This window comes from Streptacidiphilus fuscans (genome assembly GCF_015690355.1).
GTDB lineage: Bacteria > Actinomycetota > Actinomycetes > Streptomycetales > Streptomycetaceae > Streptacidiphilus > Streptacidiphilus fuscans.
This window is the reverse complement of the sequence record NZ_JADPRT010000011.1, coordinates 202,532-229,512: the sequence shown is the minus strand read 5'-3', so window position 1 is coordinate 229,512 and position 26,981 is coordinate 202,532. Positions and strand designations below refer to the sequence as shown.

The 26,981-nt window shown below is 70.8% G+C and carries 29 protein-coding genes; 15 read left to right on the top strand and 14 right to left on the bottom strand.

The features are described 5' to 3' along the window. Nucleotides 1-3: 3 nt before the first annotated feature. Together I2501_RS25465 and I2501_RS25460 are read right to left on the bottom strand one after the other, a co-directional pair. Nucleotides 4-903 (bottom strand): alpha/beta fold hydrolase, encoded by a 900-nt coding sequence (locus I2501_RS25465; RefSeq protein ID WP_196196523.1) that lies wholly within the window; start codon nucleotides 901-903, stop codon nucleotides 4-6. 90 nt (nucleotides 904-993) lie between these two features. Further along, nucleotides 994-1,365: an arsenate reductase family protein gene (locus I2501_RS25460; RefSeq protein WP_196196522.1), complete on the bottom strand. Its 372-nt coding sequence runs from the start codon at nucleotides 1,363-1,365 to the stop codon at nucleotides 994-996. Nucleotides 1,366-1,467: 102 nt separating this feature from the next. Here I2501_RS25460 and I2501_RS25455 point away from each other — a divergent pair, with 102 nt between their 5' ends. Continuing rightward, nucleotides 1,468-1,782 carry a putative quinol monooxygenase gene (locus I2501_RS25455; RefSeq protein WP_196196521.1) on the top strand — a complete coding sequence of 105 codons (315 nt, stop codon included), beginning with the start codon at nucleotides 1,468-1,470 and terminating at the stop codon, nucleotides 1,780-1,782. A gap of 9 nt (nucleotides 1,783-1,791) precedes the next feature. Then, on the top strand, nucleotides 1,792-2,484 hold the full coding sequence (locus tag I2501_RS25450; protein WP_236047162.1) for an NAD(P)H-binding protein: 693 nt from the start codon (nucleotides 1,792-1,794) through the stop codon (nucleotides 2,482-2,484). A 122-nt stretch (nucleotides 2,485-2,606) separates the two neighbouring features. Here I2501_RS25450 and I2501_RS25445 read toward each other — a convergent pair whose 3' ends face one another. Genes I2501_RS25445 through I2501_RS25440 form a run of 3 tightly spaced genes read right to left on the bottom strand, consistent with a single transcriptional unit; the run spans nucleotide 2,607 to nucleotide 4,589 of the window. After that, the gene (locus I2501_RS25445; RefSeq protein WP_196196520.1) at nucleotides 2,607-3,134 is read right to left on the bottom strand and encodes a SixA phosphatase family protein; all 528 of its coding nucleotides are present in this window, start codon (nucleotides 3,132-3,134) and stop codon (nucleotides 2,607-2,609) included. Between the two features lie 40 nt (nucleotides 3,135-3,174). Beyond that, nucleotides 3,175-3,297 carry an SGM_5486 family transporter-associated protein gene (locus tag I2501_RS40335; RefSeq protein ID WP_268926978.1) on the bottom strand — a complete coding sequence of 41 codons (123 nt, stop codon included), beginning with the start codon at nucleotides 3,295-3,297 and terminating at the stop codon, nucleotides 3,175-3,177. A gap of 17 nt (nucleotides 3,298-3,314) precedes the next feature. After that, on the bottom strand, nucleotides 3,315-4,589 hold the full coding sequence (locus tag I2501_RS25440) for a CynX/NimT family MFS transporter (RefSeq protein WP_196196519.1): 1,275 nt from the start codon (nucleotides 4,587-4,589) through the stop codon (nucleotides 3,315-3,317). Nucleotides 4,590-4,691: 102 nt separating this feature from the next. Here I2501_RS25440 and I2501_RS25435 point away from each other — a divergent pair, with 102 nt between their 5' ends. After that, entirely contained in the window at nucleotides 4,692-5,354 is a 663-nt protein-coding gene (locus tag I2501_RS25435; protein WP_196196518.1) for a FadR/GntR family transcriptional regulator, read from the top strand. Nucleotides 5,355-5,523: 169 nt separating this feature from the next. Here I2501_RS25435 and fabI read toward each other — a convergent pair whose 3' ends face one another. Together fabI and fabG are read right to left on the bottom strand one after the other, a co-directional pair. Beyond that, entirely contained in the window at nucleotides 5,524-6,294 is a 771-nt protein-coding gene (gene fabI, locus I2501_RS25430) for an enoyl-ACP reductase FabI (RefSeq protein ID WP_196196517.1), read from the bottom strand. Between the two features lie 5 nt (nucleotides 6,295-6,299). Next, entirely contained in the window at nucleotides 6,300-7,004 is a 705-nt protein-coding gene (gene fabG / locus I2501_RS25425; protein WP_196196516.1) for a 3-oxoacyl-[acyl-carrier-protein] reductase, read from the bottom strand. A 220-nt stretch (nucleotides 7,005-7,224) separates the two neighbouring features. Between fabG and I2501_RS25420 the strand changes: the two genes are divergently transcribed. Next, nucleotides 7,225-8,751, top strand: coding sequence for a TldD/PmbA family protein (locus I2501_RS25420; protein WP_236047160.1), 1,527 nt, complete (start codon nucleotides 7,225-7,227; stop codon nucleotides 8,749-8,751). 315 nt (nucleotides 8,752-9,066) lie between these two features. Here the strand turns inward: I2501_RS25420 and I2501_RS25415 are convergent, their stop codons facing one another. Continuing rightward, complete coding sequence (locus I2501_RS25415; RefSeq protein WP_196196514.1) at nucleotides 9,067-9,651, bottom strand: suppressor of fused domain protein; 585 nt, start codon at nucleotides 9,649-9,651, stop codon at nucleotides 9,067-9,069. 685 nt (nucleotides 9,652-10,336) lie between these two features. On the opposite strand from I2501_RS25415, the gene I2501_RS25410 reads away from it, so the two are divergent. Together I2501_RS25410 and I2501_RS25405 are read left to right on the top strand one after the other, a co-directional pair. Continuing rightward, nucleotides 10,337-10,765, top strand: coding sequence for a hypothetical protein (locus I2501_RS25410; protein ID WP_196196513.1), 429 nt, complete (start codon nucleotides 10,337-10,339; stop codon nucleotides 10,763-10,765). A gap of 445 nt (nucleotides 10,766-11,210) precedes the next feature. Continuing rightward, nucleotides 11,211-11,393 (top strand): hypothetical protein, encoded by a 183-nt coding sequence (locus I2501_RS25405; protein ID WP_196196615.1) that lies wholly within the window; start codon nucleotides 11,211-11,213, stop codon nucleotides 11,391-11,393. 94 nt (nucleotides 11,394-11,487) lie between these two features. Here the strand turns inward: I2501_RS25405 and I2501_RS25400 are convergent, their stop codons facing one another. Further along, a complete protein-coding gene (locus I2501_RS25400; protein ID WP_196196512.1) occupies nucleotides 11,488-12,336 on the bottom strand; it encodes a hypothetical protein in 849 nt (282 codons plus the stop codon). 368 nt (nucleotides 12,337-12,704) lie between these two features. On the opposite strand from I2501_RS25400, the gene I2501_RS25395 reads away from it, so the two are divergent. After that, nucleotides 12,705-12,983 carry a hypothetical protein gene (locus I2501_RS25395; RefSeq protein WP_196196511.1) on the top strand — a complete coding sequence of 93 codons (279 nt, stop codon included), beginning with the start codon at nucleotides 12,705-12,707 and terminating at the stop codon, nucleotides 12,981-12,983. Between the two features lie 325 nt (nucleotides 12,984-13,308). Continuing rightward, entirely contained in the window at nucleotides 13,309-14,136 is an 828-nt protein-coding gene (locus I2501_RS25390) for a PhzF family phenazine biosynthesis protein (protein ID WP_196196510.1), read from the top strand. A gap of 496 nt (nucleotides 14,137-14,632) precedes the next feature. On the opposite strand, the gene I2501_RS25385 is transcribed toward I2501_RS25390, so the two are convergent. The 3 genes from I2501_RS25385 to I2501_RS25375 are packed head-to-tail and all read right to left on the bottom strand — an operon-like array spanning nucleotide 14,633 to nucleotide 16,657. After that, the gene (locus I2501_RS25385) at nucleotides 14,633-15,232 is read right to left on the bottom strand and encodes an alpha/beta hydrolase family protein (protein WP_328806613.1); all 600 of its coding nucleotides are present in this window, start codon (nucleotides 15,230-15,232) and stop codon (nucleotides 14,633-14,635) included. Between the two features lie 34 nt (nucleotides 15,233-15,266). Beyond that, nucleotides 15,267-15,902 carry an alpha/beta hydrolase family protein gene (locus I2501_RS25380; protein ID WP_196196509.1) on the bottom strand — a complete coding sequence of 212 codons (636 nt, stop codon included), beginning with the start codon at nucleotides 15,900-15,902 and terminating at the stop codon, nucleotides 15,267-15,269. A gap of 23 nt (nucleotides 15,903-15,925) precedes the next feature. Further along, nucleotides 15,926-16,657: a YbhB/YbcL family Raf kinase inhibitor-like protein gene (locus I2501_RS25375; RefSeq protein WP_196196508.1), complete on the bottom strand. Its 732-nt coding sequence runs from the start codon at nucleotides 16,655-16,657 to the stop codon at nucleotides 15,926-15,928. A gap of 70 nt (nucleotides 16,658-16,727) precedes the next feature. Here I2501_RS25375 and I2501_RS25370 point away from each other — a divergent pair, with 70 nt between their 5' ends. The 3 genes from I2501_RS25370 (at nucleotide 16,728) to I2501_RS25360 (ending at nucleotide 21,750) form a co-directional block, all read left to right on the top strand. Beyond that, nucleotides 16,728-17,636, top strand: coding sequence for a LysR family transcriptional regulator (locus tag I2501_RS25370; protein ID WP_196196507.1), 909 nt, complete (start codon nucleotides 16,728-16,730; stop codon nucleotides 17,634-17,636). A 433-nt stretch (nucleotides 17,637-18,069) separates the two neighbouring features. Continuing rightward, nucleotides 18,070-18,963 carry a hypothetical protein gene (locus I2501_RS25365; RefSeq protein WP_196196506.1) on the top strand — a complete coding sequence of 298 codons (894 nt, stop codon included), beginning with the start codon at nucleotides 18,070-18,072 and terminating at the stop codon, nucleotides 18,961-18,963. Between the two features lie 207 nt (nucleotides 18,964-19,170). Next, nucleotides 19,171-21,750, top strand: a complete 2,580-nt coding sequence (locus I2501_RS25360) for an excinuclease ABC subunit UvrA (RefSeq protein ID WP_196196505.1) — start codon at nucleotides 19,171-19,173, stop codon at nucleotides 21,748-21,750. A 41-nt stretch (nucleotides 21,751-21,791) separates the two neighbouring features. Here the strand turns inward: I2501_RS25360 and I2501_RS25355 are convergent, their stop codons facing one another. Then, nucleotides 21,792-22,991, bottom strand: a complete 1,200-nt coding sequence (locus tag I2501_RS25355; protein WP_196196504.1) for an MFS transporter — start codon at nucleotides 22,989-22,991, stop codon at nucleotides 21,792-21,794. A gap of 52 nt (nucleotides 22,992-23,043) precedes the next feature. On the opposite strand from I2501_RS25355, the gene I2501_RS25350 reads away from it, so the two are divergent. The 4 genes from I2501_RS25350 to I2501_RS25335 all read left to right on the top strand — a co-directional run bounded on the left by I2501_RS25350 (nucleotide 23,044) and on the right by I2501_RS25335 (nucleotide 25,744). Beyond that, nucleotides 23,044-23,454, top strand: coding sequence for a MerR family transcriptional regulator (locus I2501_RS25350; RefSeq protein ID WP_196196503.1), 411 nt, complete (start codon nucleotides 23,044-23,046; stop codon nucleotides 23,452-23,454). Nucleotides 23,455-23,485: 31 nt separating this feature from the next. Then, nucleotides 23,486-24,910, top strand: coding sequence for a metallopeptidase TldD-related protein (locus I2501_RS25345; protein ID WP_196196502.1), 1,425 nt, complete (start codon nucleotides 23,486-23,488; stop codon nucleotides 24,908-24,910). A gap of 123 nt (nucleotides 24,911-25,033) precedes the next feature. After that, entirely contained in the window at nucleotides 25,034-25,354 is a 321-nt protein-coding gene (locus I2501_RS25340) for a DUF3099 domain-containing protein (protein WP_196196501.1), read from the top strand. A 177-nt stretch (nucleotides 25,355-25,531) separates the two neighbouring features. Beyond that, nucleotides 25,532-25,744, top strand: a complete 213-nt coding sequence (locus I2501_RS25335) for a hypothetical protein (RefSeq protein ID WP_196196500.1) — start codon at nucleotides 25,532-25,534, stop codon at nucleotides 25,742-25,744. A 123-nt stretch (nucleotides 25,745-25,867) separates the two neighbouring features. Here I2501_RS25335 and moaA read toward each other — a convergent pair whose 3' ends face one another. Beyond that, a complete protein-coding gene (gene moaA, locus I2501_RS25330) occupies nucleotides 25,868-26,875 on the bottom strand; it encodes a GTP 3',8-cyclase MoaA (RefSeq protein WP_328806612.1) in 1,008 nt (335 codons plus the stop codon). Nucleotides 26,876-26,981 lie beyond the last annotated feature (106 nt).

The window sequence follows — 26,981 nt, the reverse complement described above, 5'->3', positions numbered from 1 at the left end:
CGTTCAGGGGCGGCGCGCGAGGAACCCCTCGACGGTCCGGACGAACTCCTCCGGGCCGTCGATCCACGGGTTGTGGCCGGAGCCCGGCTGCACGACGAGCTCGCCGCGCGGGAAGATCCCGGCGACCTGCGCCGCCGCCGACGGGCGCGGGGACGGGTCGAGTTCGCCCGCCAGGACCAGCACCGGGACGTCCAGCTCCGACAGCGTCGCCCGGACCGCTTCGGCGTCGTCGAAGGCGCCGGGGCTGAGGTAGGCCTGGGCGGCCTCCTCGTCGAACAGCTCGGCCACCAGGGCGGCGTGGGCCTGGGCGGCGGCGTCCCAACGGCCGTAGACGAGACGGTCGAGCACCGACCAGTCGGCGTCGGTCGCCGCTCCCGTCATGGCCCGTTCGAAGGCGGCCACCGCCTCGCCGTACCAGGGCTCGCCGCTGCGCAGCGGCAGTGCCTCGCGGCGCTGCTCGACCGGGAAGTCGATCCCAGCCGCGCGCGCCCGGGCGGTGACCAGCACCAGCGAGCGCACCCGCTGCGGATGATGGGCGGCGTAGTGGAGCGCGAGGTCACCGGCGGCGGAGTGGGCCAGCAGGTCGATCCGCTCCGCTGCCGGATCCTCCTCGGCCAGCCGCTCGCGCAGCGCCTCCACGTCGGCGACCTGCCGGTCGACGCGGTAGCTGGCCTTGTCGACGGGCTTCGCCGACGCGCCCGTCCCGCGCAGGTCCAGCCGGACCAGGGTGCGGTGGGCGGCGAGGCCGCCCAGATCACCGAGATAGGCGGAGGCGGTCATCGGCCCGCCCGGGAGGCAGACGAGCGGCGGGCCGCTGCCCTCCCGGTGGAAGGCGAGGTGGGTTCCGTCCGGTGCGAGGCAGGTGTCCGAGGACGGGAGGTCCGACGGCAAGGAGGTGGTCATCGGGCGATCCTGCCAGCGGCCGGGAGCGACCGCCACGGATTACTTTTCCTGGCACCGCCCCGGCCTACTTCCCCCGGCTTCCTCCCCGGCTTACTTGCCCGGTACGACCTTGGCCAGGGCCTCCTCGGTGCGGCCGACGACCGTGGTGCCGTCGTCGGCGGTGATGATCGGGCGCTGGATCAGCACCGGGTGCTCCGCCAGCGCGGCGACCCACCTGCCGCGTGACTCCGCCTCCCGGGGCCAGACCTGACGGTCCTTCATGCCCAGCTCCTTGGCCACCGCCTCGTCGGTGCGGGTGATGTCCCACGGCTCCAGACCGAGCCGCCCGAGCACCGCCTCCAGCTCGGCCACGGTCGGCGGCTCCTCCAGGTAGCGGCGCACCGTGTACTCCGCCCCGGCCTCGTCGAGCAGGTCGACGGCGACGCGGCACTTGCTGCAGCGGGGGTTGATCCAGATCTCCATGCGGCCACAGTAGTCGGCACGGGAACACGTCCCGGGGCGGCAGGGTTGGCCAGGGAGAGCACCGATCAGCGAAGTCGCACAGCGAAAGCGAAGGAGCCGCAGATGTCCGTGGTCGTCACCGCCGTGGTCCACCCGAAGCCCGGCAAGCTGGAGGAGGCGCTCGCCGCGTACGCGCGCCACATCGACGCCGTCCACGCCGAGCCCGGCTGCGAGCTCTACGCCCTGCACACCGACGGCACCTCGATCGTGGTGCTGGAGAAGTGGGCCACCCGCGCCCACCTCGACGCCCACGCCTCCGGAGCGGTCCTGGCGAAGCTGGGCCCGGAGCTCGACGCGCTGCGCGAGCGGCCCGCCGACGTGACCGTGCTGGAACCGCGTCCGGCCGGGACGGACGCCGACGGCAAGGGCGCGCTGTAGCGTTCCTGTATGAGCATGAAGCTGGTCCTGTTCGGCGCCTCGGGGATGGTCGGGCAGGGCGTGCTGCGCGAGTGCCTGCGGGACGAGCGGGTGGGCGAGGTCGTCGCCGTGGTCCGCAGGCCGCTCACGCAGCCCGTCCCGCAGGGCGCTGCGAAGCTGACCGAGGTCGTGCACGACGACTTCACCGACTTCTCCGCGCTGCACGACCACTTCGAGCACGCCGCGGCCTGCTTCTTCTGCCTCGGCGTCTCCAGCGTGGGCCAGAACGCGGACACCTACCGGCGGATCACCTACGACTTCACCATGGCCGCGGCCCGCGAACTCGCCTTCGCCAGCCCCGGGTTGACCTTCACCTACGTCTCCGGTGAAGGCACCGACGCGACCGAGCGCGGCCGGGTGGCCTGGGCGCGCGTCAAGGGCGCCACGGAGAACGCGCTGCTGGCGCAGGAGGGGCTGATCGCGTACCTGTTCCGGCCCGGCTGGATCCAGCCGATGCACGGCGAACGGGCGAAAACCGGCTGGTACCGGGCCGCGTACGCGGCCTTCCGGCCCGCCTACCCGCTGGTCTCCCGGCTGGCGCCGAGACACGTCACCACGACGGAGAACCTGGGCCGCGCCATGCTCGCCGTCGTCGACCTGCACGGCGCCGGTCCGCGCGTGCTGGCCAGCCCCGAGATCAACGAGCTGGCCGCCGCGCGGTAGGCCGGACGCGTTCTGCCGCACGGGTGAACCCGGAGCACGGCGGAGCACGGCGGAGCCGCGAAGGCCCCCAGCCGGAGCCGGGGGCCTTCACAGGTGCGACCGGCATACGCCGGGCGTGCAGCTCAGTCCACCTCCGCCGGCGCGTAGAACGCGCGGAGCTTGCCGATGCCGGGTTCGAGGCCCTTCCACGGGGACGGCGCGTCGATCACGGCGACCGCCGAGGTCGGGAAGCCGGTCGAGCGCAGGCGGCCGAGGGTGTCCTCCTCGAACTCGCCGGAGAGGATCTCCGCCAGGCCCTGCACGCCGGGGTTGTGGCCGACCAGCAGCACCGTCCGGACGTCCTCCGGAAGCTCCTGCAGCACCTCGATCAGCTGACCCGGGGCGGCCTCGTAGAGGCGGTCCTCGTAGACCGTGCGCGGGCGCTCCGGCAGCTCGTGGGCGAAGAGCTTCCAGGTCTCCCTGGTACGTGCGGCGGTCGAGCAGAGGGCCAGGTCAGGGACGATACCCGCAACGGCCAGCCAGCGGCCGGCGTTGGGGGCGTCCTTGCGTCCACGGTCGGCCAGCGGCCGGTCGTGGTCGGCCACCCCCGAGGGCCAGTCGGCCTTGGCGTGGCGGAGGACGATGATCGTGCGGGACGTGTCGACGCTCATGTCTGTCAGCTTCGCAGAAAGCGGACGAAGCGGCAGGAGCTCACCCGAAGTTCGCGCCGATGGTGGCGATGATCGCGATGACCACCATGATCAGGCCGATCAGCCCGAACATCTGCAGGAGCTTCTTGTTGCCACCGGTGGGATTCGGTTCGAGAACAGGCATGGCCAGAAGTCTGCCACTCACCCCTCGTCCTCGATCTGCCGGGGTCGTCCCGCGGCGAGTCCGAGGAACAGCTGGACCGTCATCAGCACGGCCATCAGGATCAACGCGTGGCCCCAGCCGTGCTCGTGCTGGTACAGCACGCCGATCAGCACCGGGCCCGGCACCGAGATCAGGTATCCGATGCCCTGGACGAAGGCGGAGAGCCGGGCCACGCCCTCGCTGGTCCGCGAGCGCAGGCCGATCATGGTCAGCGCCAGCGGGAAGGTGCAGTTGGCGATGCCGAGCAGCAGCGCCCAGACGTACGGCGCGGCCGCCGGGGCGAAGCCGAGGCCCGCGTAGGCGGCGAGCCCGCAGGCGGCGAGGACGGCCGCGATCGGCCCCTGGTGCGGCATCCGCGTCGCCAGCGAGGGGATCACGAAGGAGAGCGGGGCGCCGACGGCCATGGTGACGGCGAGCAGCACGCCCGACTGCGTCGCGGAGACCCCGGCGTCCTGGAAGATCTGCGGCAGCCAGCCCATGGTGACGTAGGCGGCGGTGGCCTGAAGACCGAAGAAGACGCCGAGCAGCCAGGCGGTCCGGCTCCGGGTGATCCGAACCGTCGCCGTGCCCGCGGCCGGGGCGCCCGCGCCGTCGCGGCGCAGCGTCGCCGCCTGGAACAGCCAGAGCGCCAGCGCGACCCCGCCCGCCAGCGCCCAGACGCCGAGCCCGACCCGCCAGCCGCCGCCCAGCGCGGTGGTCAGCGGCACCGCCAGGGCCGCCGCGACCGAGGTGCCGAGCGCCAGCGACATCGAGTAGAGGCCGGTGACCGGTCCGAGCCGGTCCGGGAAGTACCGCTTGACCAGCACCGGCATCAGCACGTTCGACACCGCGATGCCTGCCAGGGCGAGCGCGCTGAGCAGCAGGAACACCGCGCTGTTCGGGGCGAACGAGCGGGCGGCGACCCCGAGCGTCACGGCCGCCATGCCCAGGCAGACCGTCACCGCTGGACCGAGCCGCCGGGCCAGTTTGGGCGCCGCCAGCCCGAACAGCGCGAAGCAGAGCGACGGCAGGGCCGTCAGCAGTCCGGCGAGCCCGGCGCTCATGTGCAGGCTGGTCCGCACCGTGTCCAGCTGCGGCCCGAGCGAGGCGACGGCGGGCCGCAGGTTGAACGCGGCGACGGCGAGCGCGAGCGCCAACAGCCAGCGCGCCTTGACGCGCACCGGTGCGGGGGCGGGGGTGAAGGTGGTGGTGCGGGCCGTGGTGGTGGGCTCGACGTTCGGCAATGCGGGAGCGGCTGTCTGGTCGGCAGGCATGGCTGGATCATACAATGATGGGATGAATCTGGGGAGCGGGTTTTGCTCCCCTCCCGAACGCGGGATGATGTTCCGCACTCAGAACGAGCCGACAGGAGCGACATGGCACTGACCTCGCCCCGGCGCGAGCCGCTGGCCGACCAGGTGATCGCGCAGTTGCGCAGCCAGATCACCTCGGGTGAGTGGCCCGTGGGCTCCCGCATTCCCACCGAGGCCGAGCTGGTGGAACGCCTCGGCGTGGCCCGCAACACCGTCCGCGAGGCGGTCCGGGCACTGGCCCACAACGGCCTGCTCGACATCCGTCAGGGCTCGGGCACGTACGTGCTCGCCACCAGCGAGCTGGCCGGCGTCATGCACCGGCGCTTCGCCGACGCGGACAAGGCGGAGGTCACCGAGCTCCGCCAGGCGCTGGAGGCGTCCGCGGCCCGGCTGGCGGCGTCGCGCCGCTCGGCGCAGGATCTCCGGCTGCTGGAGACGGCGCTGCGGCGCCGCGAGGACGCTTGGCGCTCAGGCGACGTGGAGGCGTTCGTGCTCAACGACGCGGCGTTCCACCAGGCGGTGACGGCCGCGTCCCACAACGAGGTCCTCTCCGCGCTCTACGCCGACCTCGGCGAGGTGATGCGGGAGGAGCTGCGCTCGGTCGTGGGCCCGGTCCTGGAGGAGAGCCGGTACGTCAGCCACGACGGCATCCTGGACGCGATCCGCGCCGGCGACGGCGACCGCGCGTCAGCGGAGGCGGCGTCCGCGCTCCAGTCGTGCCGGTAGGCCTTTGCACGGAGGGCTCGTTGCAAACGTCAGGGGCGCGAGGAACTGCGCGACAAGCCACCCTGTGTGGTGACTCGCCATGGGGGTACCCCCGGCCGAAGGCTGGGGGAGAGCAGGGCCATCCGCACTGGGTGGTTGCTCGCGCAGTTCCTCGCGCCCCTGACAGCGCTTACGCGCCGATGGCGTGGAGGCCGCCGTCGACGTGGATGATCTCGCCGGTGGTCTTCGGGAACCAGTCCGAGAGCAGGGCGACGATCCCGCGGCCGGCCGGCTCCGGGTCGGACATGTCCCAGGTCATCGGGGAGCGGGTGTCCCAGGTCTTCGCCAGGTCGGCGAAACCGGGGATGGACTTCGCGGCCATCGAGCCGATCGGGCCGGCGGAGATCAGGTTGCAGCGGATGTCCTGCTTGCCCAGCTCCTTGGCCAGGTAGCGCGACGTCGCCTCCAGCGCGGCCTTCGCCGGGCCCATCCAGTCGTACTGCGGCCACGCGAACTGCGCGTCGAAGGTGAGGCCGACGACCGAGCCGCCCTCGGTCATCAGCGGGAGCAGCGCCGTGGTCAGCGACTTCAGCGAGAACGCCGAGACCTGCATCGCGGTGGCGACGGACTCCCACGGCGTGTTCAGGAAGTTGCCGCCCAGGGCGTCCTGCGGCGCGAAGCCGATGGAGTGGACGACGCCGTCCAGGCGGTCGCCGAGCTCGGCGCGGACCTTCTCGGCCAGGCCGGCCAGCTGCTCGTCGTTGGAGACGTCCAGCTCCAGCACCTTCGCGGGCTTCGGCAGCTTCTTGGCGATGCGCTCGGTCAGGCTGGGACGCGGGAACGCGGTCAGGATGATCTCGGCGCCCTGCTCCTGCGCCAGCTTCGCGGCGTGGAAGGCGATGGAGGACTCCATCAGCACCCCGGTGATCAGGATGCGCTTGCCCTCGAGGATTCCACTCATGGTGTTCAGTGACCCATTCCCAATCCGCCGTCCACGGGGATGACGGCTCCGGTGATGTATGCGGCGTCGTCGGAGGAGAGGAAGCGCACCGCGGCGGCGATCTCCTCCGGCTGGGCGTAGCGGGCCAGCGGCACCTGCGAGACGATCTCGGCGCGGCGCTCCTCGCCGAGCACCGCCGTCATGTCGGTGTCCACGAAGCCCGGGGCGACGACGTTGACGGTGATGTTGCGCGAACCCAGCTCGCGGGCGAGCGAACGGGCGAAGCCGACCAGGCCGGCCTTGGACGCGGCGTAGTTGGCCTGGCCCGCCGAGCCCAGCAGGCCGACGACCGAGGAGATCAGCACGACCCGGCCCTTGCGGGCGCGGAGCATGGCCTTGCTGGCGCGCTTGACCACCCGGAAGGTGCCGGTGAGGTTGGTGTCCAGGACGGAGGTGAAGTCGTCCTCGGACATGCGCAGCAGCAGGGTGTCGCGGGTGATGCCGGCGTTGGCGACCAGGACCTCGACCGGGCCGTGGGCGGCCTCGATCTCCTTGAACGCCTGGTCGACCTGCTCGCCGTCGGTGATGTCGCACCTGACGCCCAGCAGACCCTCCGGCGGCTCGCCGGAACGGTAGGTGACGGCGACCTTGTCGCCCGCCTCGGCGAAAGCCCGGGCGATGGCGAGGCCGATGCCCCGATTGCCTCCGGTGACCAGAACCGACCGGCTCACAGGCATACCTCTCTCAACTGCGGGACTCTCCGCGCTGCGGGGACTGTCCACTCCAAGGGCGGACAGTGCGACGCTATCCGCTGAGCGCGGGCGGGAGCGAATCGACCCTCCACAGCGCGGCGCGCGGGTAACTGTCGGCTTCCGACAGTTACAAGCACCTCCGACCCCGAATCAGGGCAGGATGCTGTTAGCGGTTGATCCCACCTCACCGAGGAGACCCATGTCGCAGACTCCGACCCCGCCGGGCGTGGACGGCGCGTTCCTCGCGCTGCCGCTGCGGCGGCTCGCCGAGGCGGCCCTGACCAGGGCGCAGGCGCTGGGCGCCGCCCACGCGGACTTCCGTCTGGAGCGGGTGCGCAGCGCCTCGCTGCGGCTGCGGGACGCGCGGCCCGCGGGCGGTTCGGACGCGTTGCAGCTCGGCTACGCGGTGCGCGTGGTCGTCGACGGCGCCTGGGGCTTCGCCGCGGGCGTGGACCTGACGCCGGAGGCGGCGGCCCGGGTCGCGGAACAGGCGGTCGCCGTGGCGCGGTTGTCCGGCGGGCTCAGCGAGGAGACCGTGGAGCTGGCCGAGGAGCCGTCCTACGGCGACGTCAGCTGGGTCTCCGCGTACGAGGAGAACCCGTTCGACGTCCCGGACGCGGAGAAGGCGGCGCTGCTGGCGGACTGGAGCCGCAGGCTGCTGGACGCCCAGGGCGTCTCGCACGTGACGGCGTCGCTGCTGGCCGTCCAGGAGAACAAGTTCTACGCGGACACCGCCGGGACCACCACCACCCAGCAGCGGGTCCGGCTGCACCCGGAGCTGGAGGCGGTCTCGGTCGACGAGGCGTCAGGCGCGTTCGACTCGATGCGGACGCTGGCCCCGCCGGTCGGCCGCGGCTTCGAGTACCTGCGCGGCACCGGCTGGGACTGGGACGCCGAACTCGCCCAGCTGCCGGAGCTGCTGGCCGAGAAGATGAAGGCGCCGAGCGTCGAGGCGGGCCGCTACGACCTGGTCGTCGACCCGTCCAACCTGTGGCTGACCATCCACGAGTCGATCGGCCACGCCACCGAGCTGGACCGCGCGCTCGGGTACGAGGCCGCCTACGCGGGCACCTCGTTCGCGACCTTCGACAAGCTCGGCTCGCTGCGTTACGGCTCCGACGTCATGCACGTCACCGGCGACCGCACCGTGGAGCACGGGCTGGCCACGATCGGCTACGACGACGAGGGCGTGCGGACCCAGCAGTGGGACCTGGTCAAGGACGGCACCCTGGTCGGCTACCAGCTGGACCGGCGGATGGCGAGGATGAAGGGCCTCGGCCGCTCCAACGGCTGCGCCTTCGCCGACTCCCCCGCGCACGTGCCGGTGCAGCGGATGGCCAACGTCTCCCTCCGACCGGCCGAGGGCGGCCCGGACACCGAGGGCCTGATCGCGGGCGTCGAGGACGGCATCTACATCGTCGGCGACCGGTCCTGGTCGATCGACATGCAGCGCTACAACTTCCAGTTTACTCAACAACGGGCGTACAGGATCCGGAGCGGCCGGCTCGCAGGACAGGTCAAGGACGTGGCTTACCAGGGCAGCACAACCGAGTTCTGGAGTTCCATGGAAGCGGTTGGCGGACCGTCAACTTACGTACTGGGTGGGGCTTTTAACTGTGGCAAGGCCCAGCCGGGCCAGGTCGCTGCTGTCTCCCACGGTTGTCCCTCCGCGCTGTTCCGTGGGGTCAACGTCCTCAACACCGCCCAAGAGTCCGGCCGCTCCTGAGGCGAGGCCGAGGTATCCAGTTCCGCACGATGTTCACTGCACAGACGGCAAAACGCGCCCAACCGCAACCCCCACAGGCCAATTCGCACAAGGGTCCCGCCGTCCACGACCGAGAGCGGCGGGACCCTCAAAGTCGCCACCAGGTCGCCACCACGTCACGCGGACTGAGCCGCAGCCGAGCAGCCGCATACGGGTCTGGGTGCGTCGTCGGGCATTTCCCGGGGGCACGGTGCGGCCGGTGTTGGTGAGGTAGTTGGCGTTGCGTGCCCTGGGACCATCCCCGCGGGCACGGGGATGGCCCCGACGGCGTGCGCCTCAGACGACTGACGCGCGCTTGGGATCCGTGGGCTCGATCTCGTGCTCGTCGAAGAGCTGTTCCAGCGCTTCATGCCCGTGCTCACGGCGATACGCGATCTCGGCCGCTGTCACCGGGAGGGCCCAGAGGATTCGCGCATGTCCGTTCGGAAGCGGACAGCGTTCCAGGTCAGGGCCATGCATATAGGGCAGGCTGATGAGCAGATGGTCGCAGGATGAACCAGGCATCCACGGCTCGCCGATGGGCATGCTGTGTTCAAGATCGAGGTGGTGTCCCGCGTGGTAGTAGGCGATCTTCGCGAGCAGGTCGACGAAGCTCACGTCGCCGGCCGGAGCGGTCAGTGCGAACTCCAAACCGTGCCCATTCTTCTCGACCATTGACCAGCACCCGGCGGTGACGTATGTCCAGGCATTGGCACGTGGCCCTGGACTAGCCGCGATGACGCGCAGCCCAGGAACGGCTTCGCGACGGCCGGGCCCAAGGTCATAGTCGTGCGCTTGAACCTGTCCGTGACCTGCGAAGAAGTCGCGCACGTGCGATTCGACGCCAGCGATGGCCTGTTGTCTCCGCTTCGCTATGAACATGGCCTGGGATGATCTCAGGTGCGGTCGCGGCTGCTGACACCGACCTGTCAGGCAGCCCAGGATCTTCGGCAGAGGACACCACGGCTCAGTAGTTCAGAGAAGGTCGGTGTAGTGCTTGACCGTCAGGCGGTGACCGCAGCCACCAAGCAGGACTCCGCACCAGAACGACGCCCCCAGGCGCGCCTTCACAAACGTCCACCTAGATCGCGTCGAACGGCAGCACCACCGTCACATCCGAGTACTCGTCCCCCAACATCGCCGTCTGCACCCGCCGCGTGTCCGGGCCGCCCGACCAACTCATCCCCACCCCGTTGCTGCTGTCCGCACCTGCGACCGGCCGCCACCCCAAGGCTCCGCCCTGTCCGAGCCGCCCGACACGAGGCCGAGTCGTGTATCCGCAGGTTGTGCCCGCCAGTGCGCCAGCGGACACATCAGAGGCGGTACCCGGGTCGACAGCGAACTCTCTGCGGTCACGGAATCACCACGAGGTCCCCGAGCTAACCCCTTGCGTCGGCTCGCTGTGCAATCCAGCACCGGAACCCCCGCTTCACCGTGCAATTTGTCACTCCACACGATGCGTCGCCGACCCTAGATTAGTGAGGGTCTGAGCGGGTCTGTGGGAAATCCCCCGCACTGCGCCGCTCACGGGCCTAGATCGACAAGCCCTGACTGAAAAGGAGTGGTCTTGAAGAAACGCCTAGCTGCGTTACTGGCAGTGCTTACGCTCGCCCTCAGTGCCAGCCTCTTCGCATCCGGCACCGCCAGCGCCACGGACGGCCGCTTTTGCCGCAGTCCGATCTCTGCCGACGGTCTCCAAGTCGAGACATGCGTCAGCCACGACGAGGACCCTGGCACCTGGGGCGAGGTCCATACATGGGGCACTAACAACACGTCCATCAACCTGTGCGTGGAACTCGTCGACGCCAACCAGAATCTGGTCCCCAACAGCCGCTCATGTTCAGTCCAACAAGGGAACGGCCTTGGTTTTGGTGACGGCGGTTTCCAGGAAACCCCTGAGATGTGGAACCTCCCCTCGGGGACCTATTACGCCATTGCCTACTTCACCAGCCCCACCTACTGGTACGGCGGAGAAAGTCCGCCAATCCAATTCTGAGTGAGGGCAACCGGGGAAACACTCACGCCGAATGCCAGGCGACGTCAGACCCGGTAGGTGCGCGCCGCCCCACGATGGCCGACACCGTCGAGTGGGCCACCGCCAGGCCCGCCAAGGCGACGTTCTACGCAGTGAAGAGCGAGGAATTCCCGGTCTCTTGCCCCGGAGCTGTGGCCCGCCATCCCATCTGGGAACGGCGGGCCACGCCAGTTCTGAGCAGTTTTCGGGCAGGCGACGAAAACCCGGCGCCCCGGGGACGGCCCGCCCGCCGACGCGCCACCAAGGCTTGATCGCCACGGCGAAGAGCGTCCCAGTGCAGCGCAGCGACGGAGTCCGCTTTGGTCCGTACGGGGCCCTTCCGGCCGAGCTTCTGCTGCTTAACCTCATGACCGTGCTGAACTGATGAACAGTCAGCTGGCGCGTGCACAACAACAGGAGCAGGCGGTTGAAGACGTCCAGGGTTCACCGGCCCCGGCGCAGGAGTGCGCCCTTCGCGGCGGTCCTCGCCATCTCGATGACCGCCGCGGTGTCCGCCACGACGCCTGACTTCGTCCTCACGAGCGAGGCCGGAGACTACGAATCCCTCTTCGGCCCCTGGCTGCCGAGCCGCAACCCGTCCTGGCGGTGAACAGAGAGCACCGCAGAGGAAGCCGCCACCGAGCGATAGTCGGAGTCGATCTTGATTGCCTAGCGCGGTTGGTGCGCCGGGCCGCGTAACGGCGTCAGGTCGGGATCGGTGAGCGAGGTGGATGCGAGGTGGGCGGTGTGTGGTAGGCGCCGCCGGTACCGGCCTGGAGCGCATGGAATCCGCGGATCGACTTGACCCAGGTACGCAGGAGATCAGCTTGCTCTGTAGTGGTGCCTGCTGCGCGGGTTTCACTCAGGTGGCGCTGGAGCAAGGCGATGATGTCGGCCTCGTGCGGCGGCAGGTGCCCGGGTGCAGACATCAACGCGTCATTGGGGAAGAGGACCCCGAGATATGCCCTCGCTTCGTTCTCGCTGGCCGCGCCGCTCCGCTCACTGCGGGGAGTCCGGCTGGCCTCGGCCTCGTAGGCGCGGATCATCTCGACCAGCTTGAGACAGACCACGTGCTCGGTGGCGAAGAGCCGATTGGCCGTACGTGCGGCCAGTGCTGAGGCGCCCAGGAGCGATTGTGGGCCGAACTCCGCGACTGTTCCAGCGAAGTCTTGAGCGAGCCGGGCACGACCCGAGTCCGAACACATCCACTGGGCTCCGTCCCGATAGGGCGCGGGCGCGAGCCGGCTGGCAAGGCGGCCCACGTTGAACACAGCAAGCGGTGAGGGGCCGGGCGCGGTCCGCCCGGCCTGGGCCCCCGCGTGCCTCCAGTGCTCGGTCAACTGGTGCACACGGGCGACTGCGACGAGGTACCGGGGTGCGTCCGCCGGGAACGGGGGCACCTCGGGAAGATCGTCCCACGCCCCCACCTGTTCGAGAACGGCGGCGAGCGACACGGCGTCGCGATCGAGGTAAGCCAGCACGGCGCGCAGCCCGAGCGCGCTCATGACGCAGTCACGCTCGCTCATTCCAGAACCCGTGCCCGGCTCAGTCACGGCCGCGACCCTAGCATCGCGCGCCCCGGTCCACTCGACCCGGCGATCGCACAACACCTGTTGCATTGAGTAGAGTTGCGAGCACCGGCACTGAGCTGTGAAAACCAGCCGCCCAACGGGCCGCGACAGCGATTTGCCCCAAAGAACGAAGCCCTACGCGCTGCTGCGGGACGTGATGCGGGACGCCGGCCTCGTGGCCATCACGAAGGTCACCATGCGGGAGCGGGAGTCTGGCCGTGCTCCGCGCGGTCAACAACCTCCTGGTCTTGCATTATGCGTAGCCGGACAGTGACCAGAAGCGCTTGAAGGTCGTTTCTTCTGGTGTGGAGCTTCCATGGCAGCTTGGGGTGACGTAGCGTCAGCGGCCCATGCCTGCAGAGCCTCGGCCGCTACTGGTCGCGCTGACGTCGCTGGACGTGCGGACGTGGCTGGACCGTGAGGGGATCCAGGAGGATACGCCGTTCTTGATCAGTCCTTCCGGGGAGTACGACGTTGACCTGAACGGCTACGTACTGTCGCCGGGCACAGTGAGCCTCTCAGTGAATACGAAGCTGGCCATCGCGCGGGACATGAAGGGGTTCTTGAACTTCCTGTGGCACCACCGGCCGCCGGTCGCGGTGCCGTGCGCGCTTGTGGCTGGCGCGTGATCGGCCGTCTCGTGGGTGCTGCGGGGTGGCCAGGTGGTCAACGGTGGCAGCGACGGCAACTTCACCGCCGTGCTCGGGTACCGACGCTCGATGGCCTGGGAACGGCCGGCGGTGGCGCGCACGCCGACCGGGAGCACGTGGTAATCGAGGAGACGGCCGGGCGAGCGAACCTCATCGCCGGGCTCGCACGGGCAAACCAAAACTCGGGAGTCCCACGCTCATCGCGAGGATGGACGCGCCCCCCGCGCCGTGCCGAGGCCACGTGAGTCCGCCGGCTTTGGATCGCCTTTGGTGGCCTAGGTCCTGGCACCGTTAAGGTCCTGACATGCGCCTTTTCGTCGTTGATGCCTTCACTGATCGTCCCTTCTCCGGGAACCCGGCCGCCGTGTGCCTGCTGCCGACCGGGCAGTGGCCGGACGACGCCTGGATGCAGCGGATCGCGGCCGAGATGAACCACTCCGAGACAGCCTTCGCCCTTCCGTTGCCCGATTCCGCCGAGGCCGAGTGGGCGATCCGCTGGTTCACCCCGCGGGTCGAGGCCGGCCTGTGCGGCCACGCCACGCTCGCCACCGCGCACGCGCTGCGCGCGGAGAAGGGCCTCGTGGGAACCGTCCGATTCCAGAGCCGGAACCACGGGGTCCTGGCCGCTCACGCCGACGCGGAGGGCGCGATCACACTCGACTTCCCGGCGGTCCCCGCCACCGCGGTGCCCATACCGGACGGGCTCGCGACGGCCCTGGGGGCCATCCCCGAGGCCGCCCTCCACTCCGCTGGCCTCGGCGACCTGCTCGCGATCTTCGCCGACGAGAGCACGGTCCGGGTCCTCACGCCGGACCTCGACGCCGTGGCCGACCTGACCACCCGAAACGCACTACGCGGCATCATCGTCACTGCCCCCGCCGCCAAGGACACCCAGGGCCACGACTTCGTCTCCCGCTTCTTCGCACCGGCCAGAGGCATCCCCGAGGACCCGGTCACCGGCAGCGCCCACACCACGCTCGCCCCGTACTGGTCGGCACGACTCGGCCGCCAAGAGCTCACCGGCCTCCAGACGTCCACACGCAGCGGCCTGGTACGCACGGCTCTCCGCGGCGACCGCGTCCACCTCACCGGAAACGCCGTCACGATCTTGGACGGCACCCTGCACGCGTGAGCTGCTAAGCAACTGGGCGAGATCCCTTGATCTGTGACGGAGGGCGCCGTCAGTCGGGGATTGCCCTGCTGGATGAGCGCATGGCGGTGCTGCGGGAAGGCAATCCGCACCTCCCTCGAACGTGTGGGCGGGGAAGTTGGCGCTCCCTGCGGGGAATTACGGGCTCTGTCGCTGATCTTGTGATCGGGTTCAGGTCCTGTGCAGGATGCGTTTGCGTAGGAGGTCGAAGCTGGCGCGGCCGTATCCGGCGCGCTTGAGAAGCTTGACTCTCGTGTTCTGTCCCTCGACCTGGCCGGACCCGGGTGCCGCAGATCGCCGCGTCACGCCTTCTAGCAATGATCGCGCGCCAGTCGCCCGCGGCCTGGATGGTTGCACGCAGTCGTGGAGGCCGCTGGCGGTGGCGACCGCCTTGATCCTTCCGTCTTTCGACCAGATGTCGGCGGCCACCTTCACCTACACGGTGGTCGAGGTCTCACCGGACGGAACGTAGCCCTTCCTACCTTTGTCCTCCTGCGGTGCCAAGGACGGCATCGAGCCAGACTGCGACCGAGGTCACGACCGCCTCAAGGTTGCCTCGCGAGGCCGAGTCCGAGGACGCGAGGAACATGTGATCCGCCCGGGGGATTTCGACCACCGTCATGTGCCCGGGCAGCGCCGGTAGTTCGGCCGCGGTGCCGAACGGATCGCGGCCCCCTTGCACCACCAGTGTCGGCAGTGTGACCGAGGCCAGTTCACCAGGACTGCCGGGACCGCGCACCGGATAGGCCAGCACCAGGGCAGCGGCGGCACCCAATTCCTTGGCGGTCCGGCACACCACCTGCGATCCCGCACTGCGCCCGCCCGCGATGACGGGCCCTGGACTGGTCACCGCGGTGATTCGGGCCCACACCGCCGCCCACGCCCGGTCGAGGGAGGCGGGATCGGCCACCGACGGGTTGTGCTCGATCCGGTAGGGCTGGGTCACCAGTGCGACCGTGACGCCGCGCGCGGGCAATGCGTGCGCCAGGGCCTGGAGGTCGGCCGCCTCCACGCCGGTGGCGGTGCCGTGGCCGAGCACCAGCGTCGCCCGGTGGTGAGCGGCGGGGAACCAGTCCACGCGCGCCCGCCCGACCGGGGTCTCGACCCACTCCTCATGCATCGCCCCGCCCACCGCTCCGGGCCGACGCGCCAAGCCGAGAGGCGGCCTGCCCGGAGACGAAGTCCACGATGCGGCCGACGACCTCGCGATCGGCGGGGATGACGTGGCCGCCGCCGTGCCGCAGCACGACCGGGTCCGCGAACCGGTCGGCCAGGCGCAGCGAGTCGCGCATCGGCACGATCGAGTCCGCCGCGCCGGTCACGTGCAGCGAGGCAGTGGTCAGCGGCCGGGTGAAGAGCTGTCCGTGCTGAGGGGCGTCGCTGGTGAACCCGCCGATCATGACGGCAAAGCCGAATCCCAGCCTCCTGCCTGCTTCCTCCGCGCCGGGGTCCGGGGCCGTCTCCTGGACGGCCGTCAGCAGGCCAGCCAGGGCGGCGCCCTGGCTGAACCCGATGACGCCGTGGAAGTGCTGACGGGCGGCGAGGTCGATCACCCAGTCGCGGGTGCGCTCCCACCCGCTGAATCCCTCGTGCCACCAGCCGAAGTCACCGCGCGAGAGGGAGGGTGCGTCGACGTAGGTGAGGTTGATCGTGGCCGGCAGGGCGGCGGCCACGGGGTGGAGCTGGCGGCGCAGGATCTGGGCGCTGCCGTGGTAGCCGTGCAGCGCGAGAACGTTGATCGCGTCCATGGTCATGCCTTCGTGAAGAGGAGTCAGCTGCCCGACGCTCGGGTCGGGCAGACGATGGTGGCGCGGGCGAGGGTGTGCGGGCCGATGGCGAAGCCGGCGTAGGCGGGGCTGGCCGTGCTGGGCAGGCCGGTCGCGGACACGTCCAGGGCCGTGACGGTGATGTAGTAGTCGTGCGTGCCGCTGCCGGCGGGCGGGGCGCCGCCGACGTACTGGTGGACACCCGCGTCGTCCGCCAGCTGCACAGCGCCGGGCGGCAGGGTCCGGCTGCTCGGCGCGCCCGCATCGAGCAGCAGCGAGGTCGTCGTGGCGGGGATGTCGATGACGACCCAGTGCCAGAAGCCGCTGCCGGTGGGTGCCTGCGGGTCGTACATCGAGACCACGAAGCTCTTCGTGGCCTTCGGGAAGCCCGACCAGGTCAACTGCGGCGAGATGTCCTGGCCGCCGGGCACCTTGAACATCTTCGACAGCTGTGCGGCCGGGAGCGGCTGTCCGTTGCGCACCGTCGTGCTCGTGAGACGGAAGGCGGGCACCTTCGGAAGGTAGGCATAGGGGTCGGGCCCGCGCAGGGAAGTCTGCGAGGAGCTCAAGCCGACGGGCGCGGCCGAGCTGCCGGGCGCAGCGGCGGCGGTCGTGCCGGTACCGCAGGCAGCGGCCCCGGCCGTGACCGCGGCGATGAGGGCGATGCCGACGGCGGCGCGCGCGAACGGGCGGACGGGCCGGGGGTGAGCGAGAATCCGGGTCTGTTCGGTATCCATGGCTCAAGCGTGACCAGCAGGAAGCCATCAGTCCAAGAAATGTCTAGTCTGACTCCGATAACTTGGATGAATGACAGTCTCGCTGCGCCAGCTGGAGTACTTCGTCGCCGTCGTCGACACCGGATCCTTCACCCAGGCCGCCGCCGACCTGCACGTGAGCCAACCGGGCCTGTCCAACCAGATCCAGAGCCTGGAACGCCAGCTCGGCGGGCCGCTGCTGGAACGCCTCACCCGCGGCGTGCGACTCACCCCAGCCGGCCGCATCGTCCTTCCACACGCCCGCGCCAGCCTCGCCCACGCCGAACGCGCCCGCACCGCCGGCCTGCGCGCCGCCGGCGTCGACGCCGGCGAACTGCACGTCGGCACCCTCTACTCCCTCAGCGTGGGCATCCTCCCCGCCGCCCTGAAAGCGTGGCGCACCACCTACCCCGATGTCGCCGTCCGCCTCGTCGAGTTCCGGCACACCGACGACCTCATCGCCGCCATGGAAGCGGGCCGCGCCGATGTCGCGGTCGGACCAACACCCCCCGACTGGACGGGGCCACTGCGCGAGATCGGCGCCGAGGCATTTTGGCTCGCCGGCCCGCCCGGCGCCTTCCCGGAACCTCGCCGCACCGTCGAACTAGGCGAACTCGCCGACTCCCCCTGGGTCCACTTCACCCCGCCCAGCGGACTCGCCGACATCCTCGACGCGGCCTGCCAGTCCGCCGGCTTCACCCCGCACGCCGCCGTACGCACCGAGCAGTCCAGCTCCGCACTCAACCTCGCCCGAGCAGGCCTCGGCATCACCCTCGTGCCCGGCAACGTCATCCCCGCACACTTCGACGGATCGCTCGCCGAACCAAGCCCGCCGGTGCTTCGGCCGCTCAGCGTCTACACCCGAACCCGACCCGACCCCATCACCGCGGCCTTCATCGACGCCATCGCCGACGAGACCCTCGCCAACCCCGGCCACCTCGAACCCCCTTACCGCCCGTAGACCCTCGGCACTGCATGCGAAGCCGTGGCCCACCGCGTCCACAGGGCCGACACCTGTGATCGACGACCAGGCTCCCCACAGCACGCTCACCCTGATGACCCACGCACGAGCAGTCCGCCGACAGCCCGCCCCCACAAAGACCCCATGAGGGAAGGCCGCCGACGCCCATCCGCGAACGGTTTACCTACATCGGACGGACCGACAACGTGTTAGTTCCGGGCGGCCTGCCCGGATGCCCCAATCGGCTTCGGGTGGTTCGAGAGCCGATTCAAAGCGCCGACGCGACCGGGCGCCGACCTTCGACCGTTCGCGCCGTAGCACTTCCCAACTTGCTGCCCCTGAACTGGATCGAGCCGGGTGTCGGTGACTACCAGTGGCACACAGGGCTCCTGGCCGGCTTGATCGCGGAGCCTGAGACGGCTTCAATCGGCGGGTGACTGAGAGCTATGTCGATCTCGGGGCCGTGGCGGCTCCCTCGGGTGTGCTTGTGCTGGGCATGGCGGCCTGGGTCGATTTCTGGCCCGAGACCGGCCGATCGCTGTCCGAGCGCGCCTTCGCGGCTGTGGAGTCGGGTGGCGCCCATCTCTACGAGCCTGCGGACGGAGAGCCCCGCCCGTGGAGCGGTGAGGCGATCGTCGTGCGAGCAGCCGTGCATCAGCCGCTCCAGATACGGGCACTCACCTCACCCTCGCCGTTCGACGGCGAGCCGACGATCTCGGTCCTCGAGGTCGACCTGGGTCTGCCGTGGCCCGAGGACCGTGGGGCGGGTCCGCTCGTGCTGGGCGACCTGCCGGTGGACCGGTGCGGCATGGTGCTCGGCGACGCGCGGGCCCTCGACGGCTTCAGCGGGCTGGACAGAGAGTCCATCGACGGCCTGGCCGACGTCACCTACTGGGGCAAGTACGAAGGCGATGTTCACGCCGAGTTCGGCGGTGAACGCGTCCCTCGGCACCACGGTGGATACGGCCCGCGCGGGTGGCTGGACCTGCCGCTGCCCCAGGCGGAGGCACTCGCAGAGAAGCTCCGGACGTGGCTTCGCGACGGCCCCGGGAAGGGCCTGATGATCGCGGTCAACGCCCACACCGACTACCACCGATTGAACCGGGCCGGCTGGAGCCACCCTCTGCTGTCGGGCGTCGCCGAGGTCGGTGGCTGTCCGGTGCTCGGCATCGGCTGGGACCCCGGCGACCACTCCATGCGCCACCGCGGTGAACGCGCATACGGACAGGTCTACCCGGCCACCCTCGAATCCCTCGCCGGCAGGACCGTCCTTCGCTGGACCATCCCGCCCTACTCCCCCGACCCGGACGACGGCCCGGCAAGCTGACGCCCGCCTCGCACCCACCGTCGGAAGGAGAAATGTCGAATGCCCTGGCCCGGAAGGCAGTCTCGCTGCACAGACGAGCGGCACGAGCTGACCGTCGGAGGGCTCATCGTGCGCTCTCCTGTCGACGACCTCGACCTTCTGTGGCGAGGGGCACGGCAACCGGCCGCCCGTAGCGCGCCGCCCTGAAGGCGCGGCTAGATTTCAGGCATGGATGCCGCTGACGACGGGCTGATCAGGGTTCGGGGCGCCGCGGAGCACAATCTGCGGCACGTCGACGTGGACGTGCCGCGGGACCGGGTGGTGGCCTTCACCGGGGTGTCGGGGTCAGGGAAGTCGTCGCTGGCCTTCGCCACCATCTACGCCGAGGCCCAGCAGCGCTACCTCGAGTCCGTCGCGCCGTACGCGCGCAGGCTGATCGACCAGGGCGCAGCGCCCCGGGTCGGCGAGATCACCGGGCTGCCGCCCGCCGTCGCGCTGCGGCAGCAGCACAGCGGGGGCAGCACACGGTCGACGGTGGGCACGGTGAGCCGGGTCTCCAACGTGCTGCGGATGCTGTACTCCCGCGCCGGTACCTACCCGGCGGGCCGGACGCCCGAGGACCTGGCCGGAACGTTCCCCCGGGACGCCGCGCCGCTGGACTCGGACAGCTTCTCGCCGAACACGGCGGTCGGCGCGTGCCGGACCTGCTCGGGCCTGGGGCGTCTGCACACCGTCGACGAGAGCAAGCTCGTCGGCGACGACTCGCTGAGCATCCGGGAAGGCGCCGTCGCGGCCTGGCCCGGCGCCTGGCAGGGCAAGAACTACCGCGACATCCTCGCCGAACTCGGCGTGGACGTCGACGTGCCGTTCCGTACCCTGCCCGCCGCCCGCCGCGAGTGGCTGCTGACCACCGACGAGCAGCCCACGGTCACGGTGCACCCGATCCGCGAGGCGCACCGGGTCCAACGCTCCTACCAGGGCACCTACATGAGCCCGCGCAGGTGGGTGCTGCACACCTTCGCCACCTCCAAGGCGGCGCATCTGCGGGCGAAGGCCGCCTCGTTCATGACGGACGAGGTCTGCCCGACCTGCCACGGAAAGCGGCTCAACCCGGAGGCGCTGGCGGTGACGATCGCCGGGCAGGACATCTCGGTCGCCACCTCGATGCCGCTGACGCAGCTCTCGGCCTTCCTTACGGCCGCGCGCGACCACCCCGACACCCTGGCGCTGCCCGCCGAGCGGCGGCAGGCCGCGCACGCGCTGATCGGCGGTCTGCAGGAGCAGTTGGGCACGCTCGTCGACCTGGGCCTGGGCTATCTCGCGACGGGACGCGCGACGTCCACCCTCTCCAGCGGCGAACTCCAGCGGCTGCACCTGGCCACCCAGCTCCGCAGCGGCCTGTTCGGGGTGCTGTACGTCCTGGACGAGCCCTCGGCGGGCCTGCACGCCGCCGACACGGAGCTGCTGCTGACCGCCCTGCGGCGGCTGCGGCGTGCCGGGAACAGCGTCTTCGTGGTGGAGCACAACGCGCAGGTACTCGCGTCGGCCGACTGGATCGTCGACATGGGGCCGGGCGCGGGCCGCCACGGCGGGCGCGTCCTCCACAACGGGCCCGCGCAGCGCCTGGACGAGGCGCGCGAGTCGGTGACCGCCCGCTACCTCGCGTCGACCGCGCCCGCCGTGCCCGGGCCGGAGAAGCCCCGGCAGCCGCAGCGCTGGCTGCGGCTGTTCGGTGTGACCGGCCACAACCTCCGTGACCTGGACGCGAGTTTCCCGCTCGGCACGCTGACGGCGGTCACCGGTGTCTCCGGGTCGGGCAAGTCGACCCTCGTCCGGCGCGCCCTCGCGGACACCGTCCGCGACCACCTGCACGGCGAGGAGACGGAGGAGGACCTGGCCCGGAACCCCTCGTCGGTGGAGGCCGCCGACGAGGAGGAGGCCGGGGTTCCGGTCTGGGACCTCGCCGAGGACCGGGTGACGGTGCGGTCCAGTGAAGGGCTGGAGCACGTCGACCGGCTGGTGGTCGTGGACCAGAAGCCCATCGGGCGCACCCCGCGCTCCAACCTGGCCACCTACACGGGCCTGTTCGACAGCGTCCGCAAGCTGTTCGCCGCCCAGCCCAGCGCCCGCGAACTCGGCTACACCGCCAGCCGGTTCTCCTTCAACGTGCCGCAGGGACGCTGCCCGCACTGCCTGGGCGACGGGGTCGTCAGCATCGAGCTCCTCTTCCTGCCCACGGAGACCTCCCCGTGCCCGGTCTGCGCGGGCGCGCGCTACAACCCCGGGACGCTGATGGTGCGTTACCGCGACCGGACCATCGCCGACGTGCTCGCGATGAGCGTCGAGGAGGCGCTGGACTTCCTCCACGACGTGCCGGCCGCCGTCCGCATCCTGCGGCTGCTCGCCGACATCGGTCTGGGCTACCTGACGCTGGGCCAGGGCGCCACCACGCTGTCGGGCGGAGAGGCGCAGCGCATCAAGCTGGTGAGCGAACTCCAGCGCGCACCGCGCGGGCACAGCCTGTACCTCCTGGACGAACCCACCAGCGGTCTGCACCCGGCAGACATCGACCTGCTCGTCGGCCAGTTGCAGCGCCTGGTGGACACGGGCAACACCGTCGTCGTGGTCGAACACGACCTCCGCACCGTCGCCGCCGCGGACTGGGTCGTCGACCTCGGCCCGGGCGCCGGCGACGCCGGCGGCCACATCGTGGCCGAAGGCACCCCGGAGACCGTCGCCCGCGACGCGGCCACCCCGACCGCCGAGCACCTGGGCCGACACCTGTCGTCGGCGGCGGGCCTGCGGTAGCAGGCAGCGCCTGCCGGGCGACCACCATTGGCCCGAGACCTTCAGCGCTTCACCGGGAAGGCGTGCCTCCTGGCGGCGACCGTGACGGTCAGGGCCGGAGTGAGGAGCGCGAGGACGCACCAGGGGAAGGCCGACGGCCCCGCCGCGCCGAGCAGCACGCCGCCGGCTGCCCCGCCGAGTCCCATGGCGGTGTTCCAGGTGGTGACGAGGAGCGGCTGGGCACGATCGCCTCCCGCGTCGGCGACGGCGGTCGGCAGCAGGGTGGAGACGCAGCCCCAGCCCACACCCCAGAGGGCGGTCGCTCCGTAGACGACGAACGGGTCGCGCCCGGGCAGCGCCAGCAGCACCGCGGCCAGGAGGAACAGTGCCACGCTGGCGATCGTGAGCTGCCGCAGCGCACGGTCGATCAGGGCGCCGGTGACGCCGATGCCGACCACCGAGCTCGCACCCAGGACCAGCAGCGCCGTGTCCCTGGCCCCACCCATGCCCCGGCTGTCGAGGAATGCGGCGATGTACGTGTAGAGCACGTTGTGGGCCAGCACATACGTCGCGGTGACGACCAGCACAGCCACCACGCCGGGAACGCGCAGGGCCCCGATGCCCCGCCCTCCCGGCTCCCCTGGGCCACGTCCCGGAGCGCCGGGCGTGGACACCGCCAGCCACGCGACCAGGGCGACCGAGAGCACCGTCACCGCCGCGAAGGTCGTCCGCCAACCCGCGAGGCCGCCCAGCAGGGTCCCCATCGGGATGCCCAGGCACAGGGCCAGCGGCACCCCGGCCATGGCGACGGCGGTCGCTCGGCCGTGCAGCCGCGGCGGGGCCAACCTGCTGGCGAAGCCCACGAGTTCGGCCCAGACCACGGCCGCGGCAACACCGGCGAGCAGACGGGACGCCATGGTCAGCAGATAGCTCGACGACACCGTCGTGACCGCGTCGGCCAGGGTGAACGTCACCACGGCCGTCAACAGCAGCCTCTTGCGATCCCAGGAGGCCGTCGCTCTGGCCACGGGGATCGCGGACAGCCCGGTGGCCAGGGCGTAGACGGTCAGCGACTGGCCCATCGCCGATTCGCCGACATGCAGGCTGCGCGCCATCTCCGGCAGGACTCCCGCAGGCAAGGCCTCCGTCACGATCACCAAAAAGGCGGCCGCGGCAAGGGCGATCAACGGGGACCAGCGCAGGCGTTCGGCACGCTTCGGAACAGCGGCTTCGGTCAGCAGATCGGTGCACGTGGGTGACATGCCGATATGCTGAATCCCTCACATCAGTGTGAAGGTCAAGCGAGGGTGGCTGATGCGCATCGGGGAGCTGTCCGAGAGGACCGGGACACAGCGCCGCCTGCTCCGGTACTACGAGGAGCAGGGCCTGCTCGACGCGGAGCGCTCGGCGAACGGGTACCGCGACTACGACGAGCGATGCGTCGACCGCGTCCTGCAGATTCGCGGCCTGTTGGACTCCGGCCTCTCGACCCGAGTCATCAAACAGATCCTGCCCTGCCTGGCCACCGGGGACATCTACGTCACGAACGCCACCCCGGACACGATCGCCGCGCTGGAGGCGGAGCACGACCGGATGGCCGCACGCGTCACGTGCCTGACCCGGAGCCTCGACGCCGTCTCCGCCTATCTGGATGCTGTGCGCCGATCTCCGATCGTGCCGGAAGCTGTGTCGACGACGCCCCTGCCCCCTACCGTTGACCCATGACGACCGACGCACAGCAGGAGGCCAGGCGCTGATGACCAGTCAGAACACCGTCCGGACGGACGCCGTCAAGCCGCACGAGCTGGTCGAGCGGGCGCTGGAGCTGTCCCGGGCGGACGGCTGCGTGGTCATCGCGGACGAGGAGTCCACCGCCAACCTGCGGTGGGCCGGGAACAGCCTGACCACCAACGGCGTCACCCGGGGTCGGACGGTCACCGTGATCGCCACCGTCGACGGCAAGGAGGGCACCGCCGCAGGCGTCGTGTCCCGCGAGGCGGTCACCGTCGGCGAGCTGGAGTCGCTGGTCCGCGCCGCCGAGGAGGCCGCGCGGGCGGGCGGGCCGGCCGAGGACGCGCAGCCGCTGCTCACTCCGGCCGGTCCCGCGTCGGCCGACTTCACCGATGCGCCGGCCGAGACGTCCATCGACGTCTTCGCGGAGTTCGCGCCCGCGCTCGGCGAGGCGTTCGCGCTCTCGCGCAAGAGCGGCCGACTGCTCTACGGCTTCGCCCACCACACCGTCACCTCGACGTACCTGGGCACCTCCACCGGCATCCGGCTCCGCCACGACCAGCCGAGCGGCACCCTGGAGCTCAACGCCAAGACCGCCGACCTCTCCGCCTCCGCCTGGACCGGCGCGGCGACCCACGACTTCCGCGACGTGGACGTGGCCGCCCTGGAGCAGCAGCTGACGCAGCGGCTCGGCTGGGCCGAGCGGAGCGTCGACCTACCGGCGGGCCGGTACGAGACCTTGCTGCCGCCGTCCGCGCTGGCCGACCTGATGATCTACATGACCTGGTCGGCGGGCGGCCGGGACGCCCACGAGGGCCGCACCGTCTTCTCCAGGCCGGGCGGGAAGACGCGGCTGGGCGAGCGGCTGACGCAGCTGCCGCTGACGCTGCGCAGCGACCCGGCCTACCCCGGACTGGAGGCGGCGCCGTTCGTGGTGGCGCACGCCTCGGGCGGCGACACCTCGGCGTTCGACAACGGCCTGCCGCTGACGGCCACCGACTGGATCCGCGACGGCGAGCTGGCCAACCTGATCACCACCCGCCACTCGGCCGGTCTGACGGGCCTTCCGGTCCGCCCCGCGATCGACAACCTCGTCTTCGAGGGCCCCGAGCCGCGGAACGGCGCGACGCTGGACGAGATGATCGCCCGCACCGAGCGCGGCCTGCTGCTGACCTGCCTCTGGTACATCCGCGAGGTGGACCCGGCCACGCTGCTGTTGACCGGCCTCACCCGGGACGGCGTCTACCTCGTCGAGAACGGCGAGGTGACCGGCGCGGTGAACAACTTCCGCTTCAACGAGTCGCCGGTGGACCTGCTCGGCCGGATCACCGAGGTCGGCCGCACGGAGCAGTGCCTGCCGCGCGAGTGGAGCGACTGGTTCACGCGGGCGGCGATGCCGCCGGTGCGGGTCGCCGACTTCCACATGAGCTCGGTGAGCCAGGCGTCCTGACCGACGGCTGCACCGACACGCGACGTTTCGGGCACCCCCCTCTCCTCGGCGGGGTGCCCGAAGCGTACGGTGGACGGGAAGGGCCGCGAGAGGGGTCGGCCGGGCGTGGGCAGGTGAGTCAGGGTGGGTAAGTCGAAAACGGTCCGCATCACGGGTGCGCGGTCGAGCCTGACCGAGGACGTCAAGGGACGCCAGCGCAAGTACATGATCTCGATGGCCGTCCGCACGGTCTGCGTCATCCTCGCGGTCGTGCTCTGGTCCGAGTCACGGATAGCGGCGATCATCGCCCTCGTCGGCGGGACCGTCATCCCCTACTTCGCCGTCCTCTTCGCCAACGCGGGCCGCGAGGGCCCGCCGTCGATGCCGGAGACGTTCGTGGGCTACCAGCCCCCGCCCATGCTCGGCGCGGGCACGTCGGCCCCCGCCGACGGCGAGGGCTCGTGACGGAGCGGGCCACGTGCGGGGTCGAGCCCTGCTCAAGCGGATTGGCCTGATCCCTGGTCCGGAGCCGGGAGTTACATGCCATACTGCTCACGCGCTCCGCGTCCCCCGTCGGAGCGACGGACCGATGCCGGGCGGCTCCCCCCGTGGCTGCCCGGCATCGCCATTAGGGTGTGGCGCATGAGCACCACCGACGCCCCCATCTGCTCCGCCAAGGGCTGCCGCGCCGCCGCGGTCTGGGTCCTGGCCTGGAACAACCCCAAGCTGCACACGCCCGACCGCAGGAAGACGTGGCTGGCGTGCGATGAGCACCGCGAGTACCTGACGCAGTTTCTGGACATGCGCGGGTTTCTCAAGGACGTTGTCCCGCTGGATGAGTGGACTCAAGAGTGACTTGCACCGTCAGGGGCGCGGGGCTGAGCTGAGCTGCGGCTCCGCCGCGTGGGCGCACAAGCCACCCTGCCAGGTAGAGCACCGAACGAGCAGGGCCATCCACACAGGGTGGTCCCTCTGCTCTCAGCCCCCGATGGCAGACATCGGTCGGTCCGGCTGGTGGAAGGTGGGATCGTCGATGCCGGCGCCGGCCTTCTTGCCCCACATCGCCTTGCGCCACAGCTCCGCGACCTCCACGTCCCCCGCGCCCGCGCGCAGCGCGCCCCGCAGATCCGTTTCTTCCGTCGCGAAGAGGCAGTTGCGGATCTGACCGTCGGCGGTGAGCCGCGTGCGGTCGCATGCCCGGCAGAACGGGCGGGTGACGCTGGCGATCACACCGACCCGCACTGGACCGCCGTCGACCAGCCAGCGCTCGGCCGGGGCCGCGCCGCGCCGCTCGTCCGGCTCGGGGGTCAGCGTGAAGCGGGCCGACAGGCGCTCCAGGATCTCCTCCGCCGTGATCATCTTCGAGCGGCCCCAGCCGTGCTGGGCGTCCAGCGGCATCTGCTCGATGAAGCGCAGCTCGTAGCCGTGCTCGACCGCGTAGGCGAGCAGGTCGGCCGCCTCGTGGTCGTTGACGCCGCGCATCAGCACGGCGTTGAGCTTGACCGGGCGCAGGCCCACCGCCTCCGCCGCGGCCAGGCCCGCGTGGACGTCGTCGAGGCGGTCGCGGCGGGTGAGCGTCTTGAAGGTGGCCGGGTCGAGGGTGTCGACGGAGACGTTGACCCGGTCGAGCCCGGCGTCACGCAGCGCCTGCGCGGTGCGGGCCAGGGCGATGCCGTTGGTCGTGAGCGACAGCTCGGGGCGTGGCGTCAGCTGCGCGCACGCGGCGACTATGCCGACGATCCCGGGACGCAGCAGGGGCTCGCCGCCGGTGAAGCGGACCTCGCGCACGCCCAGCTCGCCGACGGCGATGCCGACCAGGCGGACGATCTCCTCGTCCGTCAGCAGCGTGTCCTTGGCGAGCCACTGCAGGCCCTCCTCGGGCATGCAGTAGGTGCAGCGCAGGTTGCAGCGGTCGGTCAACGAGACACGCAGGTCAACCGCGCGACGCCCGAAGGTGTCGAGCAGACCGGTTTCGACTGCGGTCACGATGCCACACACCTTTCTCTCAGCCCTACCGCCAGCGTAGTGCCCCGCACCGACACGCCGGACGACCGTCCACGGCTCGGCCGGGCTGCCACGGGGCCGGTTCGGC

Bases quoted from the DNA above. Each gene is read 5' to 3' on its own strand.
- I2501_RS25465 (WP_196196523.1), bottom strand. From the start codon at position 903: ATGACCACCTCCTTGCCGTCGGACCTCCCGTCCTCGGACACCTGCCTC.
- I2501_RS25460 (WP_196196522.1), bottom strand. From the start codon at position 1,365: ATGGAGATCTGGATCAACCCCCGCTGCAGCAAGTGCCGCGTCGCCGTC.
- I2501_RS25455 (WP_196196521.1), top strand. From the start codon at position 1,468: ATGTCCGTGGTCGTCACCGCCGTGGTCCACCCGAAGCCCGGCAAGCTG.
- I2501_RS25450 (WP_236047162.1), top strand. From the start codon at position 1,792: ATGAGCATGAAGCTGGTCCTGTTCGGCGCCTCGGGGATGGTCGGGCAG.
- I2501_RS25445 (WP_196196520.1), bottom strand. From the start codon at position 3,134: ATGAGCGTCGACACGTCCCGCACGATCATCGTCCTCCGCCACGCCAAG.
- I2501_RS40335 (WP_268926978.1), bottom strand. From the start codon at position 3,297: ATGCCTGTTCTCGAACCGAATCCCACCGGTGGCAACAAGAAGCTCCTG.
- I2501_RS25440 (WP_196196519.1), bottom strand. From the start codon at position 4,589: ATGCCTGCCGACCAGACAGCCGCTCCCGCATTGCCGAACGTCGAGCCC.
- I2501_RS25435 (WP_196196518.1), top strand. From the start codon at position 4,692: ATGGCACTGACCTCGCCCCGGCGCGAGCCGCTGGCCGACCAGGTGATC.
- fabI (WP_196196517.1), bottom strand. From the start codon at position 6,294: ATGAGTGGAATCCTCGAGGGCAAGCGCATCCTGATCACCGGGGTGCTG.
- I2501_RS25420 (WP_236047160.1), top strand. From the start codon at position 7,225: ATGTCGCAGACTCCGACCCCGCCGGGCGTGGACGGCGCGTTCCTCGCG.
- I2501_RS25415 (WP_196196514.1), bottom strand. From the start codon at position 9,651: ATGTTCATAGCGAAGCGGAGACAACAGGCCATCGCTGGCGTCGAATCG.
- I2501_RS25395 (WP_196196511.1), top strand. From the start codon at position 12,705: ATGCCTGCAGAGCCTCGGCCGCTACTGGTCGCGCTGACGTCGCTGGAC.
- I2501_RS25390 (WP_196196510.1), top strand. From the start codon at position 13,309: ATGCGCCTTTTCGTCGTTGATGCCTTCACTGATCGTCCCTTCTCCGGG.
- I2501_RS25380 (WP_196196509.1), bottom strand. From the start codon at position 15,902: ATGGACGCGATCAACGTTCTCGCGCTGCACGGCTACCACGGCAGCGCC.
- I2501_RS25375 (WP_196196508.1), bottom strand. From the start codon at position 16,657: ATGGATACCGAACAGACCCGGATTCTCGCTCACCCCCGGCCCGTCCGC.
- I2501_RS25370 (WP_196196507.1), top strand. From the start codon at position 16,728: ATGACAGTCTCGCTGCGCCAGCTGGAGTACTTCGTCGCCGTCGTCGAC.
- I2501_RS25360 (WP_196196505.1), top strand. From the start codon at position 19,171: ATGGATGCCGCTGACGACGGGCTGATCAGGGTTCGGGGCGCCGCGGAG.
- I2501_RS25355 (WP_196196504.1), bottom strand. From the start codon at position 22,991: ATGTCACCCACGTGCACCGATCTGCTGACCGAAGCCGCTGTTCCGAAG.
- I2501_RS25350 (WP_196196503.1), top strand. From the start codon at position 23,044: ATGCGCATCGGGGAGCTGTCCGAGAGGACCGGGACACAGCGCCGCCTG.
- I2501_RS25345 (WP_196196502.1), top strand. From the start codon at position 23,486: ATGACCAGTCAGAACACCGTCCGGACGGACGCCGTCAAGCCGCACGAG.
- I2501_RS25335 (WP_196196500.1), top strand. From the start codon at position 25,532: ATGAGCACCACCGACGCCCCCATCTGCTCCGCCAAGGGCTGCCGCGCC.